31 protein-coding genes and 1 pseudogene are annotated in these 18590 nt (G+C 39.4%); all 32 read left to right on the top strand.

The window, feature by feature from the left end; all coding sequences use genetic code 11:
• Positions 1-5: 5 nt before the first annotated feature.
• The 32 genes and pseudogenes from B3D94_RS05750 to rpsK all read left to right on the top strand — a co-directional run bounded on the left by B3D94_RS05750 (position 6) and on the right by rpsK (position 18451).
• Entirely contained in the window at positions 6-1022 is a 1017-nt protein-coding gene (locus B3D94_RS05750; protein ID WP_069483211.1) for a sensor histidine kinase, read from the top strand.
• 96 nt (positions 1023-1118) lie between these two features.
• Positions 1119-1880, top strand: a complete 762-nt coding sequence (locus B3D94_RS05745) for an ABC transporter ATP-binding protein (protein ID WP_069483212.1) — start codon at positions 1119-1121, stop codon at positions 1878-1880.
• Complete coding sequence (locus tag B3D94_RS05740; RefSeq protein WP_291755625.1) at positions 1870-3849, top strand: FtsX-like permease family protein; 1980 nt, start codon at positions 1870-1872, stop codon at positions 3847-3849. The genes B3D94_RS05745 and B3D94_RS05740 overlap by 11 nt, the downstream gene beginning before the upstream one ends.
• Positions 3850-4002: 153 nt before the next feature.
• Positions 4003-5313, top strand: coding sequence for a Na+/H+ antiporter family protein (locus B3D94_RS05735; RefSeq protein WP_069483214.1), 1311 nt, complete (start codon positions 4003-4005; stop codon positions 5311-5313).
• Between the two features lie 343 nt (positions 5314-5656).
• Positions 5657-5965, top strand: coding sequence for a 30S ribosomal protein S10 (gene rpsJ, locus B3D94_RS05730; protein ID WP_004233624.1), 309 nt, complete (start codon positions 5657-5659; stop codon positions 5963-5965).
• Between the two features lie 46 nt (positions 5966-6011).
• Positions 6012-6641 carry a 50S ribosomal protein L3 gene (gene rplC, locus B3D94_RS05725; protein WP_031416717.1) on the top strand — a complete coding sequence of 210 codons (630 nt, stop codon included), beginning with the start codon at positions 6012-6014 and terminating at the stop codon, positions 6639-6641.
• 26 nt (positions 6642-6667) lie between these two features.
• On the top strand, positions 6668-7291 hold the full coding sequence (rplD, locus tag B3D94_RS05720) for a 50S ribosomal protein L4 (protein ID WP_012296062.1): 624 nt from the start codon (positions 6668-6670) through the stop codon (positions 7289-7291).
• The gene (gene rplW, locus B3D94_RS05715) at positions 7291-7575 is read left to right on the top strand and encodes a 50S ribosomal protein L23 (protein WP_004233628.1); all 285 of its coding nucleotides are present in this window, start codon (positions 7291-7293) and stop codon (positions 7573-7575) included. The genes rplD and rplW overlap by 1 nt, the downstream gene beginning before the upstream one ends.
• Positions 7576-7623: 48 nt before the next feature.
• Positions 7624-8454: a 50S ribosomal protein L2 gene (gene rplB, locus B3D94_RS05710; RefSeq protein ID WP_008181913.1), complete on the top strand. Its 831-nt coding sequence runs from the start codon at positions 7624-7626 to the stop codon at positions 8452-8454.
• A gap of 60 nt (positions 8455-8514) precedes the next feature.
• Positions 8515-8793 carry a 30S ribosomal protein S19 gene (gene rpsS / locus B3D94_RS05705; RefSeq protein WP_008181911.1) on the top strand — a complete coding sequence of 93 codons (279 nt, stop codon included), beginning with the start codon at positions 8515-8517 and terminating at the stop codon, positions 8791-8793.
• A 22-nt stretch (positions 8794-8815) separates the two neighbouring features.
• The gene (rplV, locus tag B3D94_RS05700; protein WP_004233639.1) at positions 8816-9160 is read left to right on the top strand and encodes a 50S ribosomal protein L22; all 345 of its coding nucleotides are present in this window, start codon (positions 8816-8818) and stop codon (positions 9158-9160) included.
• Between the two features lie 3 nt (positions 9161-9163).
• Positions 9164-9817, top strand: coding sequence for a 30S ribosomal protein S3 (gene rpsC, locus B3D94_RS05695; protein WP_025116438.1), 654 nt, complete (start codon positions 9164-9166; stop codon positions 9815-9817).
• Between the two features lies 1 nt (position 9818).
• Positions 9819-10253: a 50S ribosomal protein L16 gene (gene rplP, locus B3D94_RS05690; protein WP_025116437.1), complete on the top strand. Its 435-nt coding sequence runs from the start codon at positions 9819-9821 to the stop codon at positions 10251-10253.
• Positions 10243-10443 carry a 50S ribosomal protein L29 gene (rpmC, locus tag B3D94_RS05685; RefSeq protein WP_004233646.1) on the top strand — a complete coding sequence of 67 codons (201 nt, stop codon included), beginning with the start codon at positions 10243-10245 and terminating at the stop codon, positions 10441-10443. Before rplP ends, rpmC begins: the two co-directional genes overlap by 11 nt.
• Before the next feature lie 18 nt (positions 10444-10461).
• A complete protein-coding gene (rpsQ, locus tag B3D94_RS05680) occupies positions 10462-10725 on the top strand; it encodes a 30S ribosomal protein S17 (RefSeq protein WP_008181723.1) in 264 nt (87 codons plus the stop codon).
• 42 nt (positions 10726-10767) lie between these two features.
• Positions 10768-11136 carry a 50S ribosomal protein L14 gene (rplN, locus tag B3D94_RS05675; protein ID WP_004233650.1) on the top strand — a complete coding sequence of 123 codons (369 nt, stop codon included), beginning with the start codon at positions 10768-10770 and terminating at the stop codon, positions 11134-11136.
• A gap of 35 nt (positions 11137-11171) precedes the next feature.
• Positions 11172-11480 (top strand): 50S ribosomal protein L24, encoded by a 309-nt coding sequence (gene rplX, locus B3D94_RS05670; RefSeq protein WP_004233652.1) that lies wholly within the window; start codon positions 11172-11174, stop codon positions 11478-11480.
• A 29-nt stretch (positions 11481-11509) separates the two neighbouring features.
• Positions 11510-12049, top strand: a complete 540-nt coding sequence (gene rplE, locus B3D94_RS05665; RefSeq protein WP_008181719.1) for a 50S ribosomal protein L5 — start codon at positions 11510-11512, stop codon at positions 12047-12049.
• A 21-nt stretch (positions 12050-12070) separates the two neighbouring features.
• The gene (locus B3D94_RS05660) at positions 12071-12256 is read left to right on the top strand and encodes a type Z 30S ribosomal protein S14 (protein WP_004233656.1); all 186 of its coding nucleotides are present in this window, start codon (positions 12071-12073) and stop codon (positions 12254-12256) included.
• A 29-nt stretch (positions 12257-12285) separates the two neighbouring features.
• On the top strand, positions 12286-12684 hold the full coding sequence (gene rpsH, locus B3D94_RS05655) for a 30S ribosomal protein S8 (protein WP_008181717.1): 399 nt from the start codon (positions 12286-12288) through the stop codon (positions 12682-12684).
• A gap of 30 nt (positions 12685-12714) precedes the next feature.
• A complete protein-coding gene (gene rplF / locus B3D94_RS05650) occupies positions 12715-13254 on the top strand; it encodes a 50S ribosomal protein L6 (protein WP_069483215.1) in 540 nt (179 codons plus the stop codon).
• Between the two features lie 32 nt (positions 13255-13286).
• Positions 13287-13646 (top strand): 50S ribosomal protein L18, encoded by a 360-nt coding sequence (rplR, locus tag B3D94_RS05645; protein ID WP_008181713.1) that lies wholly within the window; start codon positions 13287-13289, stop codon positions 13644-13646.
• A 21-nt stretch (positions 13647-13667) separates the two neighbouring features.
• Complete coding sequence (gene rpsE, locus B3D94_RS05640; protein ID WP_008181711.1) at positions 13668-14171, top strand: 30S ribosomal protein S5; 504 nt, start codon at positions 13668-13670, stop codon at positions 14169-14171.
• 15 nt (positions 14172-14186) lie between these two features.
• Entirely contained in the window at positions 14187-14369 is a 183-nt protein-coding gene (gene rpmD, locus B3D94_RS05635; RefSeq protein WP_004233668.1) for a 50S ribosomal protein L30, read from the top strand.
• Positions 14370-14403: 34 nt separating this feature from the next.
• A complete protein-coding gene (rplO, locus tag B3D94_RS05630; protein WP_008181708.1) occupies positions 14404-14844 on the top strand; it encodes a 50S ribosomal protein L15 in 441 nt (146 codons plus the stop codon).
• A complete protein-coding gene (secY, locus tag B3D94_RS05625) occupies positions 14844-16139 on the top strand; it encodes a preprotein translocase subunit SecY (protein ID WP_025116435.1) in 1296 nt (431 codons plus the stop codon). The genes rplO and secY overlap by 1 nt, the downstream gene beginning before the upstream one ends.
• A 70-nt stretch (positions 16140-16209) precedes the next feature.
• Entirely contained in the window at positions 16210-16863 is a 654-nt protein-coding gene (locus tag B3D94_RS05620; protein WP_025116434.1) for an adenylate kinase, read from the top strand.
• Positions 16864-17112: 249 nt separating this feature from the next.
• A pseudogene (locus tag B3D94_RS05615) lies at positions 17113-17190 on the top strand (type I methionyl aminopeptidase); the annotation flags it as partial.
• Positions 17191-17276: 86 nt separating this feature from the next.
• The gene (infA, locus tag B3D94_RS05610; RefSeq protein ID WP_004233690.1) at positions 17277-17495 is read left to right on the top strand and encodes a translation initiation factor IF-1; all 219 of its coding nucleotides are present in this window, start codon (positions 17277-17279) and stop codon (positions 17493-17495) included.
• A 37-nt stretch (positions 17496-17532) separates the two neighbouring features.
• On the top strand, positions 17533-17646 hold the full coding sequence (gene rpmJ / locus B3D94_RS05605; protein WP_000868344.1) for a 50S ribosomal protein L36: 114 nt from the start codon (positions 17533-17535) through the stop codon (positions 17644-17646).
• A gap of 24 nt (positions 17647-17670) precedes the next feature.
• Positions 17671-18036, top strand: coding sequence for a 30S ribosomal protein S13 (rpsM, locus tag B3D94_RS05600; RefSeq protein ID WP_004233729.1), 366 nt, complete (start codon positions 17671-17673; stop codon positions 18034-18036).
• Positions 18037-18061: 25 nt separating this feature from the next.
• On the top strand, positions 18062-18451 hold the full coding sequence (rpsK, locus tag B3D94_RS05595) for a 30S ribosomal protein S11 (protein WP_004233731.1): 390 nt from the start codon (positions 18062-18064) through the stop codon (positions 18449-18451).
• Positions 18452-18590 lie beyond the last annotated feature (139 nt).

Here is an 18590-nt window from a genome sequence, read left to right as displayed (position 1 = left end):
TTAATTTGTTACTATTATTTATAAGAGAACGCTTTGCATGGATAGGTTTTTTTGCATTTGTTATGGTACTGTTAAACGTGCTATTTTCTTTGGATGTTGGTTTAAATAGTGTGTCTATTTGGTATGTAAATGTTAGTTTGCTTGTTAGTTTCGTACTCTTTTTTGTGTGGCGTTTTATCGCTGAAGTTGGGAAATTAAATGATTTCCTGGGAAATATGGATAGTCGTCTTGATGAAGCCCATAAAAGTAGCTTATCATTATCACCTTTTCAAGAAGTGGGCTTTCGAAAAATAGAGGATGTCTTTCATGAAAAGAATATGGAATTGAATCAGGCCAAAGTGCAGCTCCAAGAGTATTCAGATGAGTTGCTGGCATGGGTTCATGAAGTAAAAGGACCTTTAACAACTATTAATCTAATGTTAGACCATGTGGAGGATTTATCCACACGTCGTAAATTAGAAAATGAATGGTTAAGACTCCATTTGTTAGTCGATCAACAGCTGCACCAAACAAGACTTACTTCTATAGAGAAGGATAATTATTTAACTGAAATTGAGTTGAAACCAATTGTTTATAAAGAGATTCGAGCTATGCAAGCCTGGTGTATAGAAAAGGGAATTGGTTTTGAAGTAGATGAACTGACTGAAAAGGTTATGACAGATGGTAAATGGCTTGCGTTTATTGTACGGCAAATTCTCTCAAACGCCATAAAATATAGTTCAGCCAATTCAGAGGTCATGATTTTCACAGAACTTGACCCAACAGGTGCGACATTATTACATATTAAAGATATGGGTATTGGTATACCTTCGGAGGATTTACCTAGGATTTTTCAAAAGTCATATACAGGTAACGTAGGGAGAGAGTCTACTCATTCTACTGGTATGGGTCTTTACTTAACATATAATGTGGCGAAAAAAATAGGTATCCGTATAAATGTCCAATCGAAAGTAGGCGAGGGTTCATTATTTACGCTACGGTTCCCATTACAAAATGAATATGTCAAACTAACAGGTAGATGACGAAAATGTCACCTACCTTTTTATATTGTCATGTAAAACGCACGAATGAATAGATGCAACAGGGTACACTTTGAATATAGAAAGGGGCGTTTATAAGTGACAGTTTTAATTGGTCGTAAAATAAAAAAAGTTTATGGAAAGAAATCAACGGCTCAGGAAGTTTTAAAGGGCATTGATTTGGAAGTAAGTAAAGGTGAATTTGTAGGTATTATGGGACCTTCTGGCTCAGGAAAAACAACACTTTTAAATGTCTTATGTTCAATCGACTTTGCAACAGAAGGAGTAATTGAAATAAACAGTCATAATTTACAGGGAATGAAGGAAAAGGCTTTGGCCAATTTCCGTAGAGAGCAATTAGGTTTCATATTCCAAGATTATAATTTATTAGATACATTAACCGTAAAAGAAAATATACTTCTCCCCTTAGCGATCAGTAAATTGCCTAAAGCAGTTGCTGAAAGCCGTGTAAAGGAGCTAACATCCTTACTAGGCATAACAGATATTTTAAATAAATATCCCAATGAGATATCCGGAGGGCAAAAACAGCGTACTTCTGCCGCGCGTGCACTCATTACAAATCCATCATTGGTATTTGCGGATGAGCCTACTGGTGCATTAGATTCAAAATCAGCTACAGCCTTGCTTCAAAATCTACAAAATATTAATGAGACAAAAGAAGCGACCATAATGATGGTTACGCATGATGCAGTAGCTGCAAGTTTCTGTACACGTGTTTTATTTTTAAAGGATGGTCTTATTTATAGTGAACTTTATAAAGGGGATAAAACACGACAGGCTTTTTTTCAGGAAATCATGCATACGCAAAGTGTGCTAGGCGGTGATGGTTATGAGTCTTAGTAAGCTAGTGTTAAGAAGCATGAAGAAAAATATGAAGCACTACTATTTATATTTCTTTGCGCTTATTTTTAGCGTTACTTTATATTTTTCCTTTGTAACATTACAAAATAATTCTGCGGTATGGGATGCTGTTCAAATGAGTGGAACGGCAACGGCTGGATTTAAAGCAGCAACTTATATTTTATATTTTATCGTCTTGTTCTTCGTCTTGTACGCCAATCATTTATTTATGAAGCGTCGTAGTAAGGAGATAGGCTTGTACCAATTGATTGGCATGACCAAGGGATTGATTGTACGCCTATTAGCAATCGAAAATATTCTACTATTTGTGGGAGCTGTGATTTTAGGTATGCTAGCCGGCTTCTTTAGTTCACGCGTGTTTGCAATGATTTTATTGCGTGTGCTTGAGAGAGAAGCTCTTGTAACGATGACATTTAGTACACAGGCATTACGGCAATCCATGATTGTATTTACTATACTTTTGTTGATTGTCCTTATACAAATGGCCTGGATGATTCATCGTGTTTCTTTACTATCACTATTTACCGCAGCTAAACAAGCAGATGAACGTGTAAGACGTTTTAGTGCATTACAAATGGCAATAGGCTTTATGGGGCTAGTTTTAATTGTTTATGGCTACTATGCTTCAACAAAGCTATTTGATATTGAATCAGCTGGTAACCTATTTATTAATATGATCATTATTCTAGCTACTACAATTGGTGGAACATTTCTAGTCTTTCGATTCTCTGTAGCATTTATTATGAATACTATTCGCTTAAAGAAAAAAGGGCATCTTTCCATCCAAGATGTATTAGCATTAACACCTATTATGCATCGCATGAAGAGCAATGCTAAATCATTAACGCTTATAACTGTATTAACGGGTGTATCTCTAGGTGTGACGACATTATCCTATATCTCCTACTATTCCTCAGAAGCATCGGCATATAGCCAAGTACCAGGTGATTTTATCTTGCTAGAAGAGCAGGGGACGTCTTTCTTACATGCATTAGAGAAAAATAACATAGCCTATGATAAGGTAGATTATCGTTTGCAAGGAGTAACAGCCTCTGTAGGACAATTAATGTCTAAAAAACAGCAGGATAATCCTTTATATAATATGGAAGGAACAATCTATACGATTCCACTTTCTGATTACAAGAGGAGTGTCCCTGAAGCCTCGCTATCAGGGAATGAAGTGATTTTAACAAACTATGGTGGGTATATGGCTGAGATGTTCCCATTAGAGAAAGATCGTGATGTAGTAGTATCTGCAGGGGAGCTTGAAGAAACTTTTCATGTTACAGATGTACATGATAAAAGTATTATAAGTGGTATTGTTACAGCTGGAGGTGGCGGGCCTATCTTTGTTGTAACAGACGATATGTTTAAAAGTCTAACTACGCAATCAGAGCATTACCCATGGCATCAACAATCGTCTATTACTATTAATTCAAAAGAAGACTTAGTAATGGCAGAGAAATTATATGTACAGACAAGTGCAGGGGTGATTACAACTAAAGATCATGAGGGTAAAACACAGCAATATACTCAATCTTCTTTTGAAGAGAAACGTAAAGATAATATTGAATCATTAGGTCTCACTATATTTACAACTGCCTTTTTAGGATTAGCCTTCTTAATGACAACTGGTAGTATTCTGTACTTCAAACAAATGTCTGAGGCAGAGGAAGAGCGTGGTTCCTATACAATCCTAAGAAAAATTGGCTTTGCAGAAAAAGATATTATGAGAGGCATATATATGAAACAAGCCTTTAATTTTGGAGTTCCTTTAATTATTGGATTATTGCATAGTTATTTTGCTGTTAAATCAGGATGGTTTTTATTTGGTACAGAGTTAACGGCACCCTTGTGGATAGCGATGTGCTGTTATATAGCGTTGTATACGATTTTTGCCATTCTTTCCGTGGGATATTATAAAAAAGTCGTTCGAGAATCATTGTAACAATTCAATAAAGTAAAAACTCAGAAACAGTGTGATGATAATTAGTCATACTGTTTTTTTATTGCTTCTAAAGATGAAAAACCTTGACTTTCAATTATCAGAATAATAATCTTTAACATGTTAGTAATTTAGTGTATGAAAGTGAGTGTAACAATGAATGCAGTAATAATGGCGGTAGCTGTCATGTTAATATTAAGCTTACTTCGCATCAATGTCGTTCTTTCTTTAGTGCTAGGAGCATTTGTAGGCGGCGTCACAAGCGGTATGAGCATTGAGGCAACAGTAGAATCTTTTACAGAAGGGTTAGGGGCAGGTGCAACTATTGCATTAAGTTATGGCCTACTTGGGGGCTTTGCCATCGCCATTTCCAAAACCGGGATACCTGAATTGATGATTACAGGGATGTTAAACATTTTAAATAGTGAAAGCAATCGAAAAGGTTTAGTGAAGATCTTAATTTTCTTCCTTATTTTCTTGATGTCAATTTTATCTCAAAATGTCATACCTATTCATATCGCTTTTATTCCCCTATTGATTCCACCTGTTTTAAAAATTTTAAATATGCTAGAGGTCGATCGGCGTCTAGTGGCAACATTAATTGCAGTGGGCTTAATAGGTACTTATAGCTTTGTACCGGCTGGCTTTGGAGCGATCTTTCAAGATATCGTTGCTACACAAGTGTCTGAGGCTGGGATGGTAGTATCTTCACGTGATGTCCCTGTGGCAATGGCGATTCCAGTGCTAGGTATGCTGATTGGATTATTTATAGCCTTCATTGTATATCGTAAGCCAAGGCATTATAAAAATAATGAAATAGAGGCAGACTCTCTCCATGTTCATGTCAGCAAATTTGTGATGTTTTCCACAGCACTTGCATTAGTCGTATCATTATGTGCTCAAGTGTTAACAGATTCTATGATTGTTGGCTCCTTTGCAGGTATTATGATTATGTATTTTACTGGGGCACTGAAATGGAAAGAGGCAGATGACATTCTATCTGAAGGAATGAAGATGATGGCCTTTATAGGGTTTGTTATGATCGCTGCAAATGGCTTCGCTGCGGTCATTAATGCTACTGGACATGTGGATAGCTTAATTACAAGCTCTATAACTATTTTAAAAGGAAATAGAAGTTTAGCGGTATTTATTATGTTAGTCATAGGATTAGTTGTGACAATGGGGATTGGGTCTTCCTTTGCAACAGTGCCAATTATTGCGACGCTTTTTGTTCCTCTCGCACAAGGGTTAGGAATGAGCCCTTTAGCGATCCTCTGTTTAATAGGTACAGCAGGAGCTTTAGGCGATGCAGGTTCTCCAGCATCAGATTCTACACTAGGACCAACAGCAGGATTAAATGTAGATGGACAACATCATCATATTTGGGACACCTGTGTTCCGACTTTTATATTCATTAACATTCCACTAATTCTATTTGGTTGGATTGCATGTGTGTTCTTTCTATAGAATAGAAAGGGTACTACTATTTAAAAAAGACTTCATAGTTATTTGAAATGTTCGACATTGTTGCTTGGTAACCTTAGGTGTTGCAATATGTAGTGAAATTTTATATACTAATAAACGGCTTAACAAAGCGAAGTAATAGTAGTACTAAGAATATCAGCAACATTTAAAAGAATTTAGCGAAAAGACTTGCTTATTCTTTTTTTATTGTATATAATGTTGAATGTTGGTCTTTGACTGCGATGAAGCGAGAGGTTGCCGACACACCCGGCCGCTTTGCCATGGCGGTGTGTGGGAAAATTTTCGTGGAGAATGTCTAGAAAATAGGCGAGAAGGAGGGAAAATAATGGCAAAACAAAAGATTCGTATTCGTTTAAAAGCGTATGATCACCGTATTTTAGATCAATCTGCTGAGAAAATTGTGGAAACTGCAAAACGTTCAGGTGCAAGTGTATCAGGTCCGATTCCACTTCCAACTGAGAAGTCTGTGTACACAATTCTTCGTGCTGTTCACAAGTACAAAGATTCTCGTGAACAATTCGAAATGCGTACGCATAAACGTCTGATCGATATCGTTAACCCAACACCACAAACTGTTGATGCGTTAATGAAACTTGATTTACCATCTGGCGTTGATATCGAAATCAAACTTTAATGGTAAAAACAATATAACTTTTTAAAACTTACAGGAGGTGTGACAAATGGCTAAAGGAATCTTAGGTAGAAAAATTGGTATGACACAAGTTTTCGCTGAAAACGGCGATTTAATCCCGGTAACAGTTATCGAAGCTACTCCAAACGTAGTACTTCAAAAGAAAACTGTTGAAACAGACGGCTACGAAGCAATTCAAGTTGGTTTCGAAGATAAGCGCGTTAAGCTTTCTAACAAACCGCAACAAGGTCACGTAGCAAAAGCGAACACTGCTCCTAAGCGCTTCATTCGTGAATTCCGCAACGTGAACGTGGAAGAGTACGAAGTTGGTCAAGAAGTCAAAGTAGAAATTTTCGCAGAAGGCGATGTAATCGATGTAACAGGTGTTACTAAGGGTAAAGGTTTCCAAGGTGTAATTAAACGCCACGGACAATCTCGTGGTCCTATGGCCCACGGTTCTCGTTACCACCGTCGTCCTGGTTCAATGGGTCCAGTTGCTCCGAACCGCGTATTCAAACAAAAGAAATTACCTGGTCAAATGGGTGGCAATGTAGTTACAATCCAAAACTTAGAAATCGTGAAAGTTGATACAGATCGTAACTTACTACTTGTTAAAGGTAATGTTCCTGGTTCTAAAAAAGCTCTAGTTACAGTAAAAACTGCAATTAAAGCTAAGTAATCACTTAAGGAAAGGAGGAAACAGGAATGACAAAAGTATCTGTACTTAGTCAAACAGGTGCTTCAGTTGGTGAAATCGAATTAAACGATGCGATCTTCGGAATCGAGCCAAATGAAGCAGTATTATTCGACGCAGTAGTAGCTCAACGCGCTTCTCTACGTCAAGGTAATCACAAGGTTAAAAACCGTTCTGAAGTTGCTGGTGGTGGTCGTAAGCCATGGCGTCAAAAAGGAACTGGTCGTGCTCGTCAAGGTTCTATCCGTTCTCCACAATGGCGCGGCGGTGGTATCGTATTCGGTCCTACTCCACGTAGCTATTCTTATAAATTACCTAAAAAAGTTCGTCGCTTAGCTCTTAAATCTGCTTTATCAGCTAAAGTAGTAGAACAAAACTTCTTAGTTCTTGATGCTCTTACACTAGCAGCACCAAAAACAAAAGAATTCACAAAAATTCTTAAAGATCTTTCTTTAGAGAAAAAATCTTTATTCGTAACTGCTGACCTAGATGAAAACGTAGCATTATCTGCTCGTAACATCCCTGGTGTAACAGTTTTAACTGCAAATGGAATCAACGTTCTTGATCTTTTAGGTCACGAAAAAGTTGTATTCACTAAATCTGCAGTAGAAAAAGTTGAGGAGGTGCTTGGATAATGGAAGCACGTGATATTTTAAAACGTCCGGTCATTACTGAGCGTTCTTCAGAACTTATGGCAGAGAAAAAGTATACTTTCGAAGTAGACACTCGCGCTAACAAAACTCAAGTAAAAGACGCTGTAGAAGAAATCTTTGGTGTAAAAGTTGAGAAAGTAAACGTTCTTAACTACAAAGGTAAATTCAAGCGTGTTGGCCGTTACGGTGGTTACACTAACAAACGTCGTAAAGCGATTGTTAAATTAACTGCTGATAGCAAAGAAATCGAATTATTCGAAATGTAATCCCTAGTGGATTTATGATTTGAACACTCAAGAAGGAGGGAAAACACAATGGCGATTAAAAAGTATAAACCTACCTCTAATGGTCGTCGTAACATGACGTCATTAGACTTTGCGGAAATTACAACTAACAAGCCTGAGAAATCATTGCTTGAACCAACTAAACGCAAAGCTGGTCGTAACAACCAAGGTAAAATCACTGTTCGTCATCATGGTGGTGGTCATAAGAAGCAATACCGTGTTATCGATTTCAAACGTGTTAAAGATAGCATTCCGGCAAAAGTTGCTACTATTGAATATGATCCAAACCGTTCTGCGAATATCGCATTAATCAATTACGCTGATGGAGCAAAAGCTTACATCTTAGCACCTAAAGGTCTAGAGGTTGGTCAAACAATCGTTTCTGGTCCAGATGCTGACATCAAAGTAGGTAACGCTTTACCATTAGCAAACATTCCAATGGGTACTACAATCCATAACATCGAGTTAAAACCTGGTAAAGGTGGACAATTAGTACGTTCTGCTGGTACTTCTGCTCAAGTACTTGGTCGTGAAGGAAAGTACGTAATCGTTCGTCTTCAATCTGGTGAAGTACGTTTAGTGTTAGCTACTTGCCGCGCTACAATCGGTCAAGTTGGTAATGAACAACACGAACTAGTACACATCGGTAAAGCGGGTCGTAGCCGTTGGTTAGGTAAACGCCCAGAAGTTCGTGGTTCTGTAATGAACCCTAACGATCACCCACACGGTGGTGGTGAAGGACGTTCTCCAATCGGACGTAAATCACCAATGACTCCTTGGGGTAAACCAGCACTTGGTTACAAAACTCGCAAGAAGAAAAACAAATCGGATAAATTTATCATCCGTGGTCGTAAAAAATAAAGTGGTTAAACTACGGTTCTATGTGAGAGCCGTGGTGGAATCACGGAGGGAGGTTCCTACATGGGTCGCAGCTTGAAAAAAGGACCTTTTGTCGATGACCACTTAATGAAAAAAGTGGAAGTACAAGAGGCTTCTGAGAAAAAACAAGTTATCAAAACTTGGTCACGCCGTTCTACAATCTTCCCGAACTTTATCGGTTTAACGATTGCTGTATATGATGGACGTAAACATGTTCCTGTATACGTAACAGAAGATATGGTAGGCCATAAACTTGGTGAGTTCGCACCGACACGTACTTACAAAGGTCACGGTGCAGACGACAAGAAAACAAGACGCTAATTTTGAGAGGAGGTAAATCCTAATGACACAAGCTAAAGCTATCGCTCGTACAGTACGCATTGCTCCTCGCAAAGTACGTCTAGTTGTAGACTTAATCCGAGGTAAGCAAGTTGGTGAAGCAGTTGCAATTTTACGTCATACTCCAAAAGCGGCGTCTCCAGTCGTTGAGAAAGTATTAAAATCTGCAGTTGCTAATGCTGAGCACAACTACGATCTTGACATCAACTCTTTAGTAGTTTCTGAAGTGTTCGTTGATGAAGGTCCAACTTTAAAACGTTTCCGTCCACGTGCGCAAGGACGTGCAAGCGCAATTAACAAACGCACAAGCCACATCACTCTAGTGGTATCTGAGAAGAAGGAGGGTTAATCCGTGGGTCAAAAAGTACATCCAATAGGACTACGCGTTGGTATTATTCGTGACTGGGAGTCAAAATGGTACGCTGAAAAAGACTATGCAACTCTACTTCACGAAGACATCAAAGTGCGTAAATATATTGAAACGGCTCTTAAAGACGCTTCTGTTTCTAAAGTAGAAATCGAACGTGCTGCAAACCGTGTAAACATTACAATTCACACTGCGAAACCAGGTATGGTAATCGGTAAAGGTGGTACTGAAGTTGAAAATCTTCGTAAATACCTTAGCGAGTTAACTGGTAAACGTGTACACATCAACATCATTGAAATTAAACGTGCAGATCTTGACGCTCGTCTAGTAGCTGAAAATATCGCTCGTCAATTAGAAAACCGTGTATCATTCCGTCGTGCGCAAAAGCAAGCGATCCAACGCACAATCCGTGCTGGAGCAAAAGGAATTAAAACACAAGTATCTGGTCGTTTAGGTGGCGCTGATATCGCGCGTGCTGAACACTATAGTGAAGGAACTGTTCCACTTCATACTCTACGTGCTGACATTGATTATGCACACGCAGAAGCTGACACTACTTACGGTAAATTAGGCGTTAAAGTATGGATCTACCGTGGTGAAGTTCTTCCTACGAAGAAATCTGTGGAAGGAGGCAAATAATATGTTATTGCCTAAACGCGTAAAATACCGTCGTGAACACCGCGGAAACATGCGTGGCGAAGCGAAAGGCGGCAAAGAAGTATCTTTCGGCGAATGGGGCTTACAAGCTCAAACAGCTAGCTGGATTACTAACCGTCAAATCGAATCTGCACGTATCGCGATGACTCGTTACATGAAACGTGGCGGTAAAGTTTGGATTAAAATCTTCCCACATAAACCTTACACTAAAAAACCTCTAGAAGTCCGCATGGGTTCTGGTAAAGGTTCTCCTGAAGGTTGGGTAGCAGTAGTAAAACCAGGAAAAATTATGTTCGAAATTGCTGGTGTGTCTGAAGAGATCGCACGTGAAGCACTTCGTTTAGCATCACATAAGCTTCCTGTTAAATGTAAGATCGTAAAACGTCAAGAAACTGGTGGTGAATCTAATGAAAGCTAATGAAATCCGTGACCTTGCCACTTCTGAAATTGAATTAAAAGTGAAATCACTGAAAGAAGAGCTTTTCAACCTTCGCTTCCAATTGGCGACTGGTCAATTAGAAAACACAGCTCGTATTCGTGAAGTGCGTAAAGCAATCGCGCGTATGAAAACTGTTATTCGTGAAAGAGAAATCAGTGCAAATAACTGATAAAGGAGGTTTTCAAGTATGACTGAGCGTAACCAACGCAAAGTTTACACGGGCCGCGTTGTTTCAGATAAAATGGACAAAACTGTTACTGTTTTAGTTGAAACTCACAAAAAGCACAAGCTTTACGGTAAACGTGTAAAATACTCTAAAAAGTTTAAAGCTCATGATGAGCAAAACCAAGCGAAAATCGGTGATATCGTACGTATCATGGAGACTCGCCCGCTATCAGCTACTAAACGTTTCCGTCTAGTTGAAGTTGTAGAAAAAGCGGTTATTATTTAATAACTATTTCGGAACAACCATTTCCGAAGGGAGGTAACCTAAGTGATCCAACAAGAAAGTCGTATGAAAGTTGCTGACAACTCAGGTGCACGTGAAGTTCTTACAATTAAAGTGCTTGGTGGCTCTGGCCGTAAAACTGCTAACATCGGTGATATCGTTGTTTGTACAGTTAAGAAAGCAACACCAGGTGGCGTTGTCAAGAAGGGTGACGTTGTTAAAGCTGTTATCGTTCGTACTAAATCAGGCGTTCGTCGTAAAGACGGTACGTACATCAAATTTGATGAAAATGCTTGTGTAATTATTCGTGATGATAAATCACCACGCGGAACTCGTATTTTCGGACCTGTTGCACGTGAATTACGTGACAGCAACTTCATGAAAATCGTTTCTCTAGCTCCAGAAGTTCTTTAATTTCATGATAGTGCCAATCAAGGAGGTGCGACAGCATGCATGTAAAAAAAGGTGACAAGGTTAAGGTTATCACTGGTAAGGACAAAGGCAAAGAAGGAGTAATCCTAGCTGCTTTCCCTAAACAAGATCGCGTTCTTGTTGAAGGTGTTAATATCGTGAAAAAACACGTTAAACCTAACCAATTGAATCCACAAGGTGGGATTGTAAGCCAAGAGGCTGCAATTCACGTTTCGAACGTAATGCTAATCGATCCTAAATCTGGCGAGCCGACTCGTGTAGGTTATAAAATCGAAAACGGTAAAAAAGTTCGTGTTGCAAAAAAATCAGGTGCAGTAATCGACTAATTAGTAAATAAAAGAAGGGAGGTACACACATGAGCCGCCTAAAAGAAAAGTATTTAAACGAAGTTTCTCCTGCTCTTATGAGCAAATTTGGATATAAATCAGTTATGCAATTGCCGAAAGTTGACAAAATCGTTATCAACATGGGTGTTGGTGATGCTGTTCAAAACTCTAAAGCATTAGATGCAGCTGTAGAAGAATTAACAATTATCACTGGTCAAAAACCAGTAGTAACTAAAGCGAAAAAATCGATCGCAGGTTTCCGTTTACGTGAAGGTATGCCTATCGGTGCTAAAGTTACATTACGCGGTGAGCGTATGTATGAATTCTTGGACAAATTAATCTCAATTTCACTTCCTCGTGTACGTGACTTCCGTGGTGTTTCTAAAAAAGCATTCGATGGTCGCGGTAACTACACTCTAGGTGTTAAAGAGCAATTAATTTTCCCAGAAATCGATTACGATAAAGTTTCAAAAGTACGCGGTATGGACATCGTGATCGTAACGACAGCGAACTCTGACGAAGAAGCTCGCGAGTTATTGACACAATTCGGTATGCCGTTCCAAAAGTAATCAAACAAGGAGGGCGAAAACGTGGCTAAAAAATCTATGATCGTTAAACAACAACGTAAGCAAAAGTTTAAAGTGCAAGAATATACACGTTGTGAACGCTGTGGCCGTCCACACTCTGTATATCGCAAATTCAAACTTTGCCGTATTTGTTTCCGAGAACTTGCATATAAGGGACAAATTCCTGGCGTGAAAAAAGCCAGCTGGTAATCCCCTAATTTGGGAAGGAGGTAAATGTAATGACAATGACTGATCCGATTGCAGATATGCTTACTCGCATTCGTAATGCGAACATGGTTCGTCACGAGAAGTTAGAAGTACCAGCTTCCAACGTGAAAAAAGAAATCGCTGAAATTTTAAAGCGTGAAGGTTTCGTACGTGACGTAGAATACGTGGAAGACAACAAGCAAGGTATTATCCGTATCTTCTTAAAATACGGTAAAGATAACGAGCGTGTTATCACTGGCTTAAAACGTATTTCTAAACCTGGTCTACGTGTATACGCAAAAACAAATGAAGTTCCTAAAGTACTGAACGGTCTTGGTATCGCTTTAGTGTCAACTTCACAAGGTTTATTAACAGATAAAGAAGCTCGCGCTAAACAAGTTGGCGGCGAAGTTCTAGCATACGTTTGGTAATTAGCAATAAATGAATGGAGGTGCAACTAAATGTCTCGTGTAGGTAAAAAAATTATCGAGGTACCAGCTAACGTAACTGTTACTGTTGCAGCTGACAACACTGTTACTGTTAAAGGTCCTAAAGGCGAACTTGTTCGTTCTTTCAACCAAGATATGAAAATTGATCAAGAAGGTAACGTAATCTCAGTATCTCGCCCTTCTGATTCAAAAGAACACCGCACAAACCACGGTACTACTCGTGCGCTTCTAGCGAACATGGTTACTGGAGTTTCTGCAGGTTTCGAAAAAGCTTTAGAACTTATCGGTGTTGGTTACCGTGCGCAATTACAAGGCAAAAAACTTGTACTTAACGTAGGTTACTCTCATCCAGTAGAGTTCACACCTGAAGATGGTCTTGAAATTGAAGTTCCTTCTAACACTAAAATCATCATTAAAGGTATCAGCAAAGAGCGCGTCGGTGCTCTAGCATCTAACATCCGTGACGTTCGTCCGCCAGAGCCATATAAAGGTAAAGGTATCCGTTACGAAGGCGAATACGTTCGTCGTAAAGAAGGTAAAACAGGTAAATAATGCTGCTTAAGCATTAGAAAGGAGTGACCCTTGTGATTACGAAACAGGATAAAAATCAAGTTCGTAAAAAACGTCATGCGCGAGTACGTTCTAAAATTTCGGGTACTGCTGAGCGTCCACGCTTAAATGTATTCCGTTCTAACAAGAACATCTACGCTCAACTTATCGATGACGTAGCAGGCGTAACAATTGTTAGCGCATCTTCTCAAGAAAAAGGTTTTGAAGGTGCTGGTAGCAATGTTGAAACTGCATCAAAAATCGGTGAAACAATCGCGAAACGCGCTGCGGAAAAAAATATTACTGCTGTAGTTTTTGACCGTGGTGGTTACTTATATCATGGACGCGTGAAAGCTTTAGCTGAAGCTGCACGTGAGAATGGTTTAGAATTTTAATAAGAAGGAGGGACACATTTCATGAGTCGAATTGACGCAAACAAACTTGGAGAACTTGAAGAACGCGTAGTTACTATTAACCGTGTTGCTAAAGTTGTTAAAGGTGGACGTCGCTTCCGCTTCACAGCACTTGTTGTTGTTGGCGATAGAAACGGTCATGTAGGTTTCGGTACTGGTAAAGCTCAAGAGGTTCCAGATGCTATCCGTAAAGCTGTTGAAGATGCGAAGAAAAACTTAGTAGAAGTGCCACGTGTTGGTGGAACAACTCCACACTTAGTGCTTGGTCGCTTCGGTGCAGGAGAAATCCTAATTAAACCTGCTGCTCCTGGTACAGGGGTTATCGCTGGTGGTCCAGTACGTGCAGTACTAGAACTTGCTGGTATTACTGATATTCTTTCAAAATCTCTTGGATCTAACACACCAATTAACATGGTGCGTGCAACTGTTCAAGGTTTAACTGAATTAAAACGCGTAGAGGACGTAGCAAAATTACGTGGTAAATCAGTGGAAGAAATATTAGGATAAGGGGGGAAAGATAATATGGCTAACAAATTAGAAATCACCCTTACTAAATCTGTGATTGGTACTAAACCTGCTCAACGCAAAACTGTTGAAGCTCTAGGTTTACGTAAATTACACCAAACTGTAGAGAAAGCTGATAACGCAGCTACTCGTGGTATGCTTGATAAAGTAGCTCACTTAGTTACTGTAAAAGAAATTTAATTTCCAATTAATGAACAAGGAGGTGCCACCCACTATGAAACTGCATGAGTTAAAACCAGCAGAAGGTTCTCGTAAGCAACGCAACCGCGTTGGTCGTGGTATCGGTTCTGGTAACGGTAAAACAGCAGGTAAAGGTCATAAAGGTCAAAACGCTCGTTCTGGTGGCGGTGTACGCCCAGGCTTTGAAGGCGGTCAAAACCCATTATTCCGTCGTTTACCAAAACGTGGCTTTACGAACATCAACCGTAAAGAATACGCGATCGTTAACCTTGATGCTTTAAACCGTTTCGAAGACGGTGCAGAGGTAACAACTGCATTATTACTTGAAACTGGTCTTGTGAGTAATGAAAAAGCTGGAATTAAAGTTCTTGGCAACGGAACTCTTAACAAAAAGCTTACAGTTAAAGCTCATAAATTCTCAGCTTCAGCTAAAGAAGCAATCGAGAATGCCGGCGGAACTACTGAGGTGATTTAATGTTTCAGACAATCTCTAACTTTATGCGTGTTCGAGATATAAGAAATAAAATCATTTTCACTCTTTTAATGTTAATCGTTTTCCGTATTGGAACATTCATTCCAGTACCTAACGTTGACGCAAATGTATTAAAGGCAACTGATGAGTTTAACCTCGTTGGTTTCCTGAATACTTTTGGCGGTGGTGCTTTAAAGAACTTCTCTATCTTCGCGATGGGAATTATGCCTTACATCACAGCCTCAATTATTGTTCAGTTATTGCAAATGGACGTAGTACCGAAGTTTGCTGAATGGGCAAAGCAAGGTGAAGTCGGAAGACGTAAACTTGCACAATTCACTCGCTACTTTACTATTATTCTTGCTTTCATCCAATCATTCGCAATGTCATTCGGTTTTAATAGAATGTATGGCGGATCTTTGATTAAAGAAGAAGGGATTCTAACATATGTTACAATCGCCATTGTATTGACAGCGGGGACGGCTTTCCTTGTGTGGCTTGCAGAGCAAATTACTGCACACGGTGTTGGTAATGGTATATCTGTTGTAATCTTCGCAGGTATCGTTGCAGCATTGCCTACAGGAATTAACCAAATCTTTGCACAGCAAATCGAGGGTGCTGGTGATAAATTATTTATCAATATCGTAATCCTTGCATTGCTTGTATTGGTTTTACTCGCAGTTGTAGTTGGAGTTATATACGTGCAACAAGCACTTCGTAAAATTCCAATTCAATATGCAAAACGAGTTACTGGACGTAATCAACAAACTGGTGGTCAACAAACACATTTACCTTTAAAAGTAAATGCTGCAGGGGTTATTCCGGTAATCTTCTCAGTAGCGTTTATTGTTACACCACGTACGTTAGCAACGTTCTTTGGTCAAAATGACGTAACTACTTTCATTGAAAACACGTTTGATTATACGAAACCTGTTGGAATGATTATTTACGTTGCATTGATCGTCGCGTTCACATATTTCTACGCATTCGTACAAGTGAATCCTGAAAATGTGGCAGACAACTTGAAAAAACAAGGTGCTTATATTCCGGGTATTCGTCCTGGTGAAAACACTCAAGCGTATTTAACAAGCGTGTTATATCGTCTAACATTTGTTGGTGCGATATTCTTAACTGTTATTGCTGTAATGCCGATTTTATTCATTAACTTTATGAATTTACCTGCCTCAGTGCAAATCGGTGGTACTAGTATTATTATCGTAGTCGGCGTAGCGCTCGAAACGATGAAACAGCTAGAATCTCAACTTGTTAAACGTCACTACAAAGGCTTTATGAAATAATGTTGGTTTTTAGGGAACGTTCCATCGTTTCCTTAAATCAGCAAACCTTTGGTGGGAGGAATATTTCCTAATGAATATCGTTTTAATGGGTCTGCCAGGTGCTGGTAAAGGTACTCAGGCAGATAAAATTGTTGAGAAGTACGCGATTCCTCATATTTCTACAGGCGATATGTTCCGTGCTGCTATTAAAGAAGGTACAGAACTTGGCTTACAAGCTAAGTCGTTTATGGATCAAGGTGCTCTAGTACCGGATGAAGTAACGATTGGTATTGTTCGTGAGCGACTGGCTAAACCTGATTGTGAAAAGGGCTTCCTATTAGATGGTTTCCCACGTACTGTTCCTCAAGCTGAAGCTTTAGATAGCATTCTTGCTGATCTTGGTAAGGCAATAGAACATACTCTAAACATTCAAGTTGAAAAGGATGAGTTAATTGCTCGTCTTTCAGGTCGACGCATTTGTAAAACTTGTGGCGCATCCTATCATTTAATTTTCAATCCTCCAGCCGAGGAAGGAAAATGTGATAAAGATGGTGGCGAGCTTTACACACGTGCCGATGATAATCCTGAAACGGTTGCGAACCGTCTGGAAGTTAATATGAAACAAGCACAACCTTTACTTGATTTCTATCAATCAAAAGGTGTGTTAACTAATATAGATGGACAGCAAGATATAAACAAAGTGTTTGCTGATCTTGATGCTCTTTTACAGGGCAGCCGCAGCTGATACCCGGCTCCGGGCGCAGAATACTGCTTCCGCGGGAGGCATGCGGGAGCAACAACGAAACATAATTTTTTTGAGAGTTGCAAAAGCATATTGTGCCCGGTATATATTTCTTCTAAAAAGTGCAACATAGCTTTTGGAGGAGTATAATGGGTTTCGTGGAAGCATCTGTGTAACGGGTATGAATATCTCATCAAAGACATTCCGGTATTCGTGTAAACATGGGAGTTTCAGTGCCCTTATAGGTTCTGGATATTCCGTGGATTGTGTGAAGCGAAACCAGACGAGCGTCTTTCAAACATCTCTCATACAATCCAAACATATGTTGAAACGAGGTTGCTTCTATAGTTGCAGCAGATATCCGTTTGATGTAACGATGAGAACTTTAATTTGCATATAGAGAGGAGACAGAGTAGATGGCGAAAGATGATGTAATTGAAGTCGAAGGGACAGTTGTTGAGACTTTGCCAAACGCGATGTTTAAGGTAGAATTAGAAAATGGACATGTGATTCTAGCACACGTATCTGGTAAGATTCGTATGCACTTTATCCGTATTCTACCTGGAGATAAGGTTACTATCGAGTTATCTCCTTACGATTTAACTCGCGGTCGTATCACATACCGTTTTAAATAATCTTTTGCGCTCCGGACTACTAAGGAGGTTAGGTTAGATGAAAGTGAGACCATCTGTGAAACCGATCTGCGAAAAATGTAAAGTAATTCGCCGACGCGGTAAAGTAATGGTAATCTGTGAAAATCCTAAACATAAACAAAAACAAGGTTAATTCTAAAGGAGGTGCACAACGTACATGGCACGTATTGCTGGTGTTGATATTCCTCGCGACAAACGCGTGGTAATTTCATTAACATACATTTTCGGTATTGGTAAAACTACAGCTCAGAAAGTACTAGCTGACGCAGGTATTTCAGAAGATACACGCGTACGCGACTTAACTGAAGATGAGTTAAACAAAATCCGTGAACAATTAGATTCTTACAAACTTGAAGGTGACTTACGTCGCGAAACTTCATTAAATATTAAACGTCTGATGGAAATCGGTTCATTCCGTGGTATCCGTCACCGTCGTGGCTTACCTGTTCGTGGCCAAAATACGAAGAACAATGCGCGTACGCGTAAAGGTCCTCGTAAAACTGTAGCGAACAAGAAAAAATAATTGGTAAAGGAGGTTCCTTCTTAACATGGCTCGTAAACAACAAACTCGTAAACGTCGTGTGAAAAAGAATATCGAATCTGGTATTGCACACATTCGTTCTACATTTAACAATACAATCGTAACGATTACAGATATGCAAGGTAACGCTGTATCTTGGTCAAGTGCTGGTGCTCTTGGTTTCCGTGGTTCCCGTAAATCTACACCATTCGCTGCTCAAATGGCTGCAGAAACTGCTGCTAAAACATCCCTTGAACATGGTCTGAAAACGTTGGAAGTAACTGTTAAAGGTCCTGGTGCTGGTCGTGAAGCTGCAATCCGTGCACTTCAAGCTGCTGGTTTAGAAGTAACTGCTATTAAAGACGTTACTCCAGTTCCTCATAATGGTTGCCGTCCGCCAAAACGTCGTCGCGTGTAATGGGTGCGTCTCATATTGTATGAGAACATCATTTTTTGTACAGACTGTCTTGTGCAGATAATAAACGATACGTCATTGACGATCGAATCTATGATGGAAAGAACCTATACATTCGATGTTTTGAAGGAGGGTAAATGAA

This window comes from Lysinibacillus sp. UBA5990 (assembly GCF_002429815.1).
GTDB classification, from domain to species: Bacteria; Bacillota; Bacilli; order Bacillales_A; family Planococcaceae; genus Lysinibacillus; species Lysinibacillus fusiformis.
This window is presented reverse-complemented; position numbering and strand designations above follow the sequence as displayed.

What these genes read in the sequence shown, in the direction of transcription:
- rplF (WP_069483215.1), top strand. Translation starts at nt 12,715, where the DNA reads ATGTCTCGTGTAGGTAAAAAAATTATCGAGGTACCAGCTAACGTAACT.
- rpsQ (WP_008181723.1), top strand. Translation starts at nt 10,462, where the DNA reads ATGACTGAGCGTAACCAACGCAAAGTTTACACGGGCCGCGTTGTTTCA.
- rpsS (WP_008181911.1), top strand. Translation starts at nt 8,515, where the DNA reads ATGGGTCGCAGCTTGAAAAAAGGACCTTTTGTCGATGACCACTTAATG.
- rplX (WP_004233652.1), top strand. Translation starts at nt 11,172, where the DNA reads ATGCATGTAAAAAAAGGTGACAAGGTTAAGGTTATCACTGGTAAGGAC.
- B3D94_RS05620 (WP_025116434.1), top strand. Translation starts at nt 16,210, where the DNA reads ATGAATATCGTTTTAATGGGTCTGCCAGGTGCTGGTAAAGGTACTCAG.
- rplO (WP_008181708.1), top strand. Translation starts at nt 14,404, where the DNA reads ATGAAACTGCATGAGTTAAAACCAGCAGAAGGTTCTCGTAAGCAACGC.
- secY (WP_025116435.1), top strand. Translation starts at nt 14,844, where the DNA reads ATGTTTCAGACAATCTCTAACTTTATGCGTGTTCGAGATATAAGAAAT.
- rpmC (WP_004233646.1), top strand. Translation starts at nt 10,243, where the DNA reads ATGAAAGCTAATGAAATCCGTGACCTTGCCACTTCTGAAATTGAATTA.
- rplW (WP_004233628.1), top strand. Translation starts at nt 7,291, where the DNA reads ATGGAAGCACGTGATATTTTAAAACGTCCGGTCATTACTGAGCGTTCT.
- B3D94_RS05735 (WP_069483214.1), top strand. Translation starts at nt 4,003, where the DNA reads ATGAATGCAGTAATAATGGCGGTAGCTGTCATGTTAATATTAAGCTTA.
- rplV (WP_004233639.1), top strand. Translation starts at nt 8,816, where the DNA reads ATGACACAAGCTAAAGCTATCGCTCGTACAGTACGCATTGCTCCTCGC.
- rplD (WP_012296062.1), top strand. Translation starts at nt 6,668, where the DNA reads ATGACAAAAGTATCTGTACTTAGTCAAACAGGTGCTTCAGTTGGTGAA.
- rplC (WP_031416717.1), top strand. Translation starts at nt 6,012, where the DNA reads ATGGCTAAAGGAATCTTAGGTAGAAAAATTGGTATGACACAAGTTTTC.
- rpsM (WP_004233729.1), top strand. Translation starts at nt 17,671, where the DNA reads ATGGCACGTATTGCTGGTGTTGATATTCCTCGCGACAAACGCGTGGTA.
- rplE (WP_008181719.1), top strand. Translation starts at nt 11,510, where the DNA reads ATGAGCCGCCTAAAAGAAAAGTATTTAAACGAAGTTTCTCCTGCTCTT.
- rpsE (WP_008181711.1), top strand. Translation starts at nt 13,668, where the DNA reads ATGAGTCGAATTGACGCAAACAAACTTGGAGAACTTGAAGAACGCGTA.
- rpmD (WP_004233668.1), top strand. Translation starts at nt 14,187, where the DNA reads ATGGCTAACAAATTAGAAATCACCCTTACTAAATCTGTGATTGGTACT.
- rpmJ (WP_000868344.1), top strand. Translation starts at nt 17,533, where the DNA reads ATGAAAGTGAGACCATCTGTGAAACCGATCTGCGAAAAATGTAAAGTA.
- rpsJ (WP_004233624.1), top strand. Translation starts at nt 5,657, where the DNA reads ATGGCAAAACAAAAGATTCGTATTCGTTTAAAAGCGTATGATCACCGT.
- rplB (WP_008181913.1), top strand. Translation starts at nt 7,624, where the DNA reads ATGGCGATTAAAAAGTATAAACCTACCTCTAATGGTCGTCGTAACATG.
- rpsH (WP_008181717.1), top strand. Translation starts at nt 12,286, where the DNA reads ATGACAATGACTGATCCGATTGCAGATATGCTTACTCGCATTCGTAAT.
- infA (WP_004233690.1), top strand. Translation starts at nt 17,277, where the DNA reads ATGGCGAAAGATGATGTAATTGAAGTCGAAGGGACAGTTGTTGAGACT.
- rpsK (WP_004233731.1), top strand. Translation starts at nt 18,062, where the DNA reads ATGGCTCGTAAACAACAAACTCGTAAACGTCGTGTGAAAAAGAATATC.
- rplP (WP_025116437.1), top strand. Translation starts at nt 9,819, where the DNA reads ATGTTATTGCCTAAACGCGTAAAATACCGTCGTGAACACCGCGGAAAC.
- B3D94_RS05740 (WP_291755625.1), top strand. Translation starts at nt 1,870, where the DNA reads ATGAGTCTTAGTAAGCTAGTGTTAAGAAGCATGAAGAAAAATATGAAG.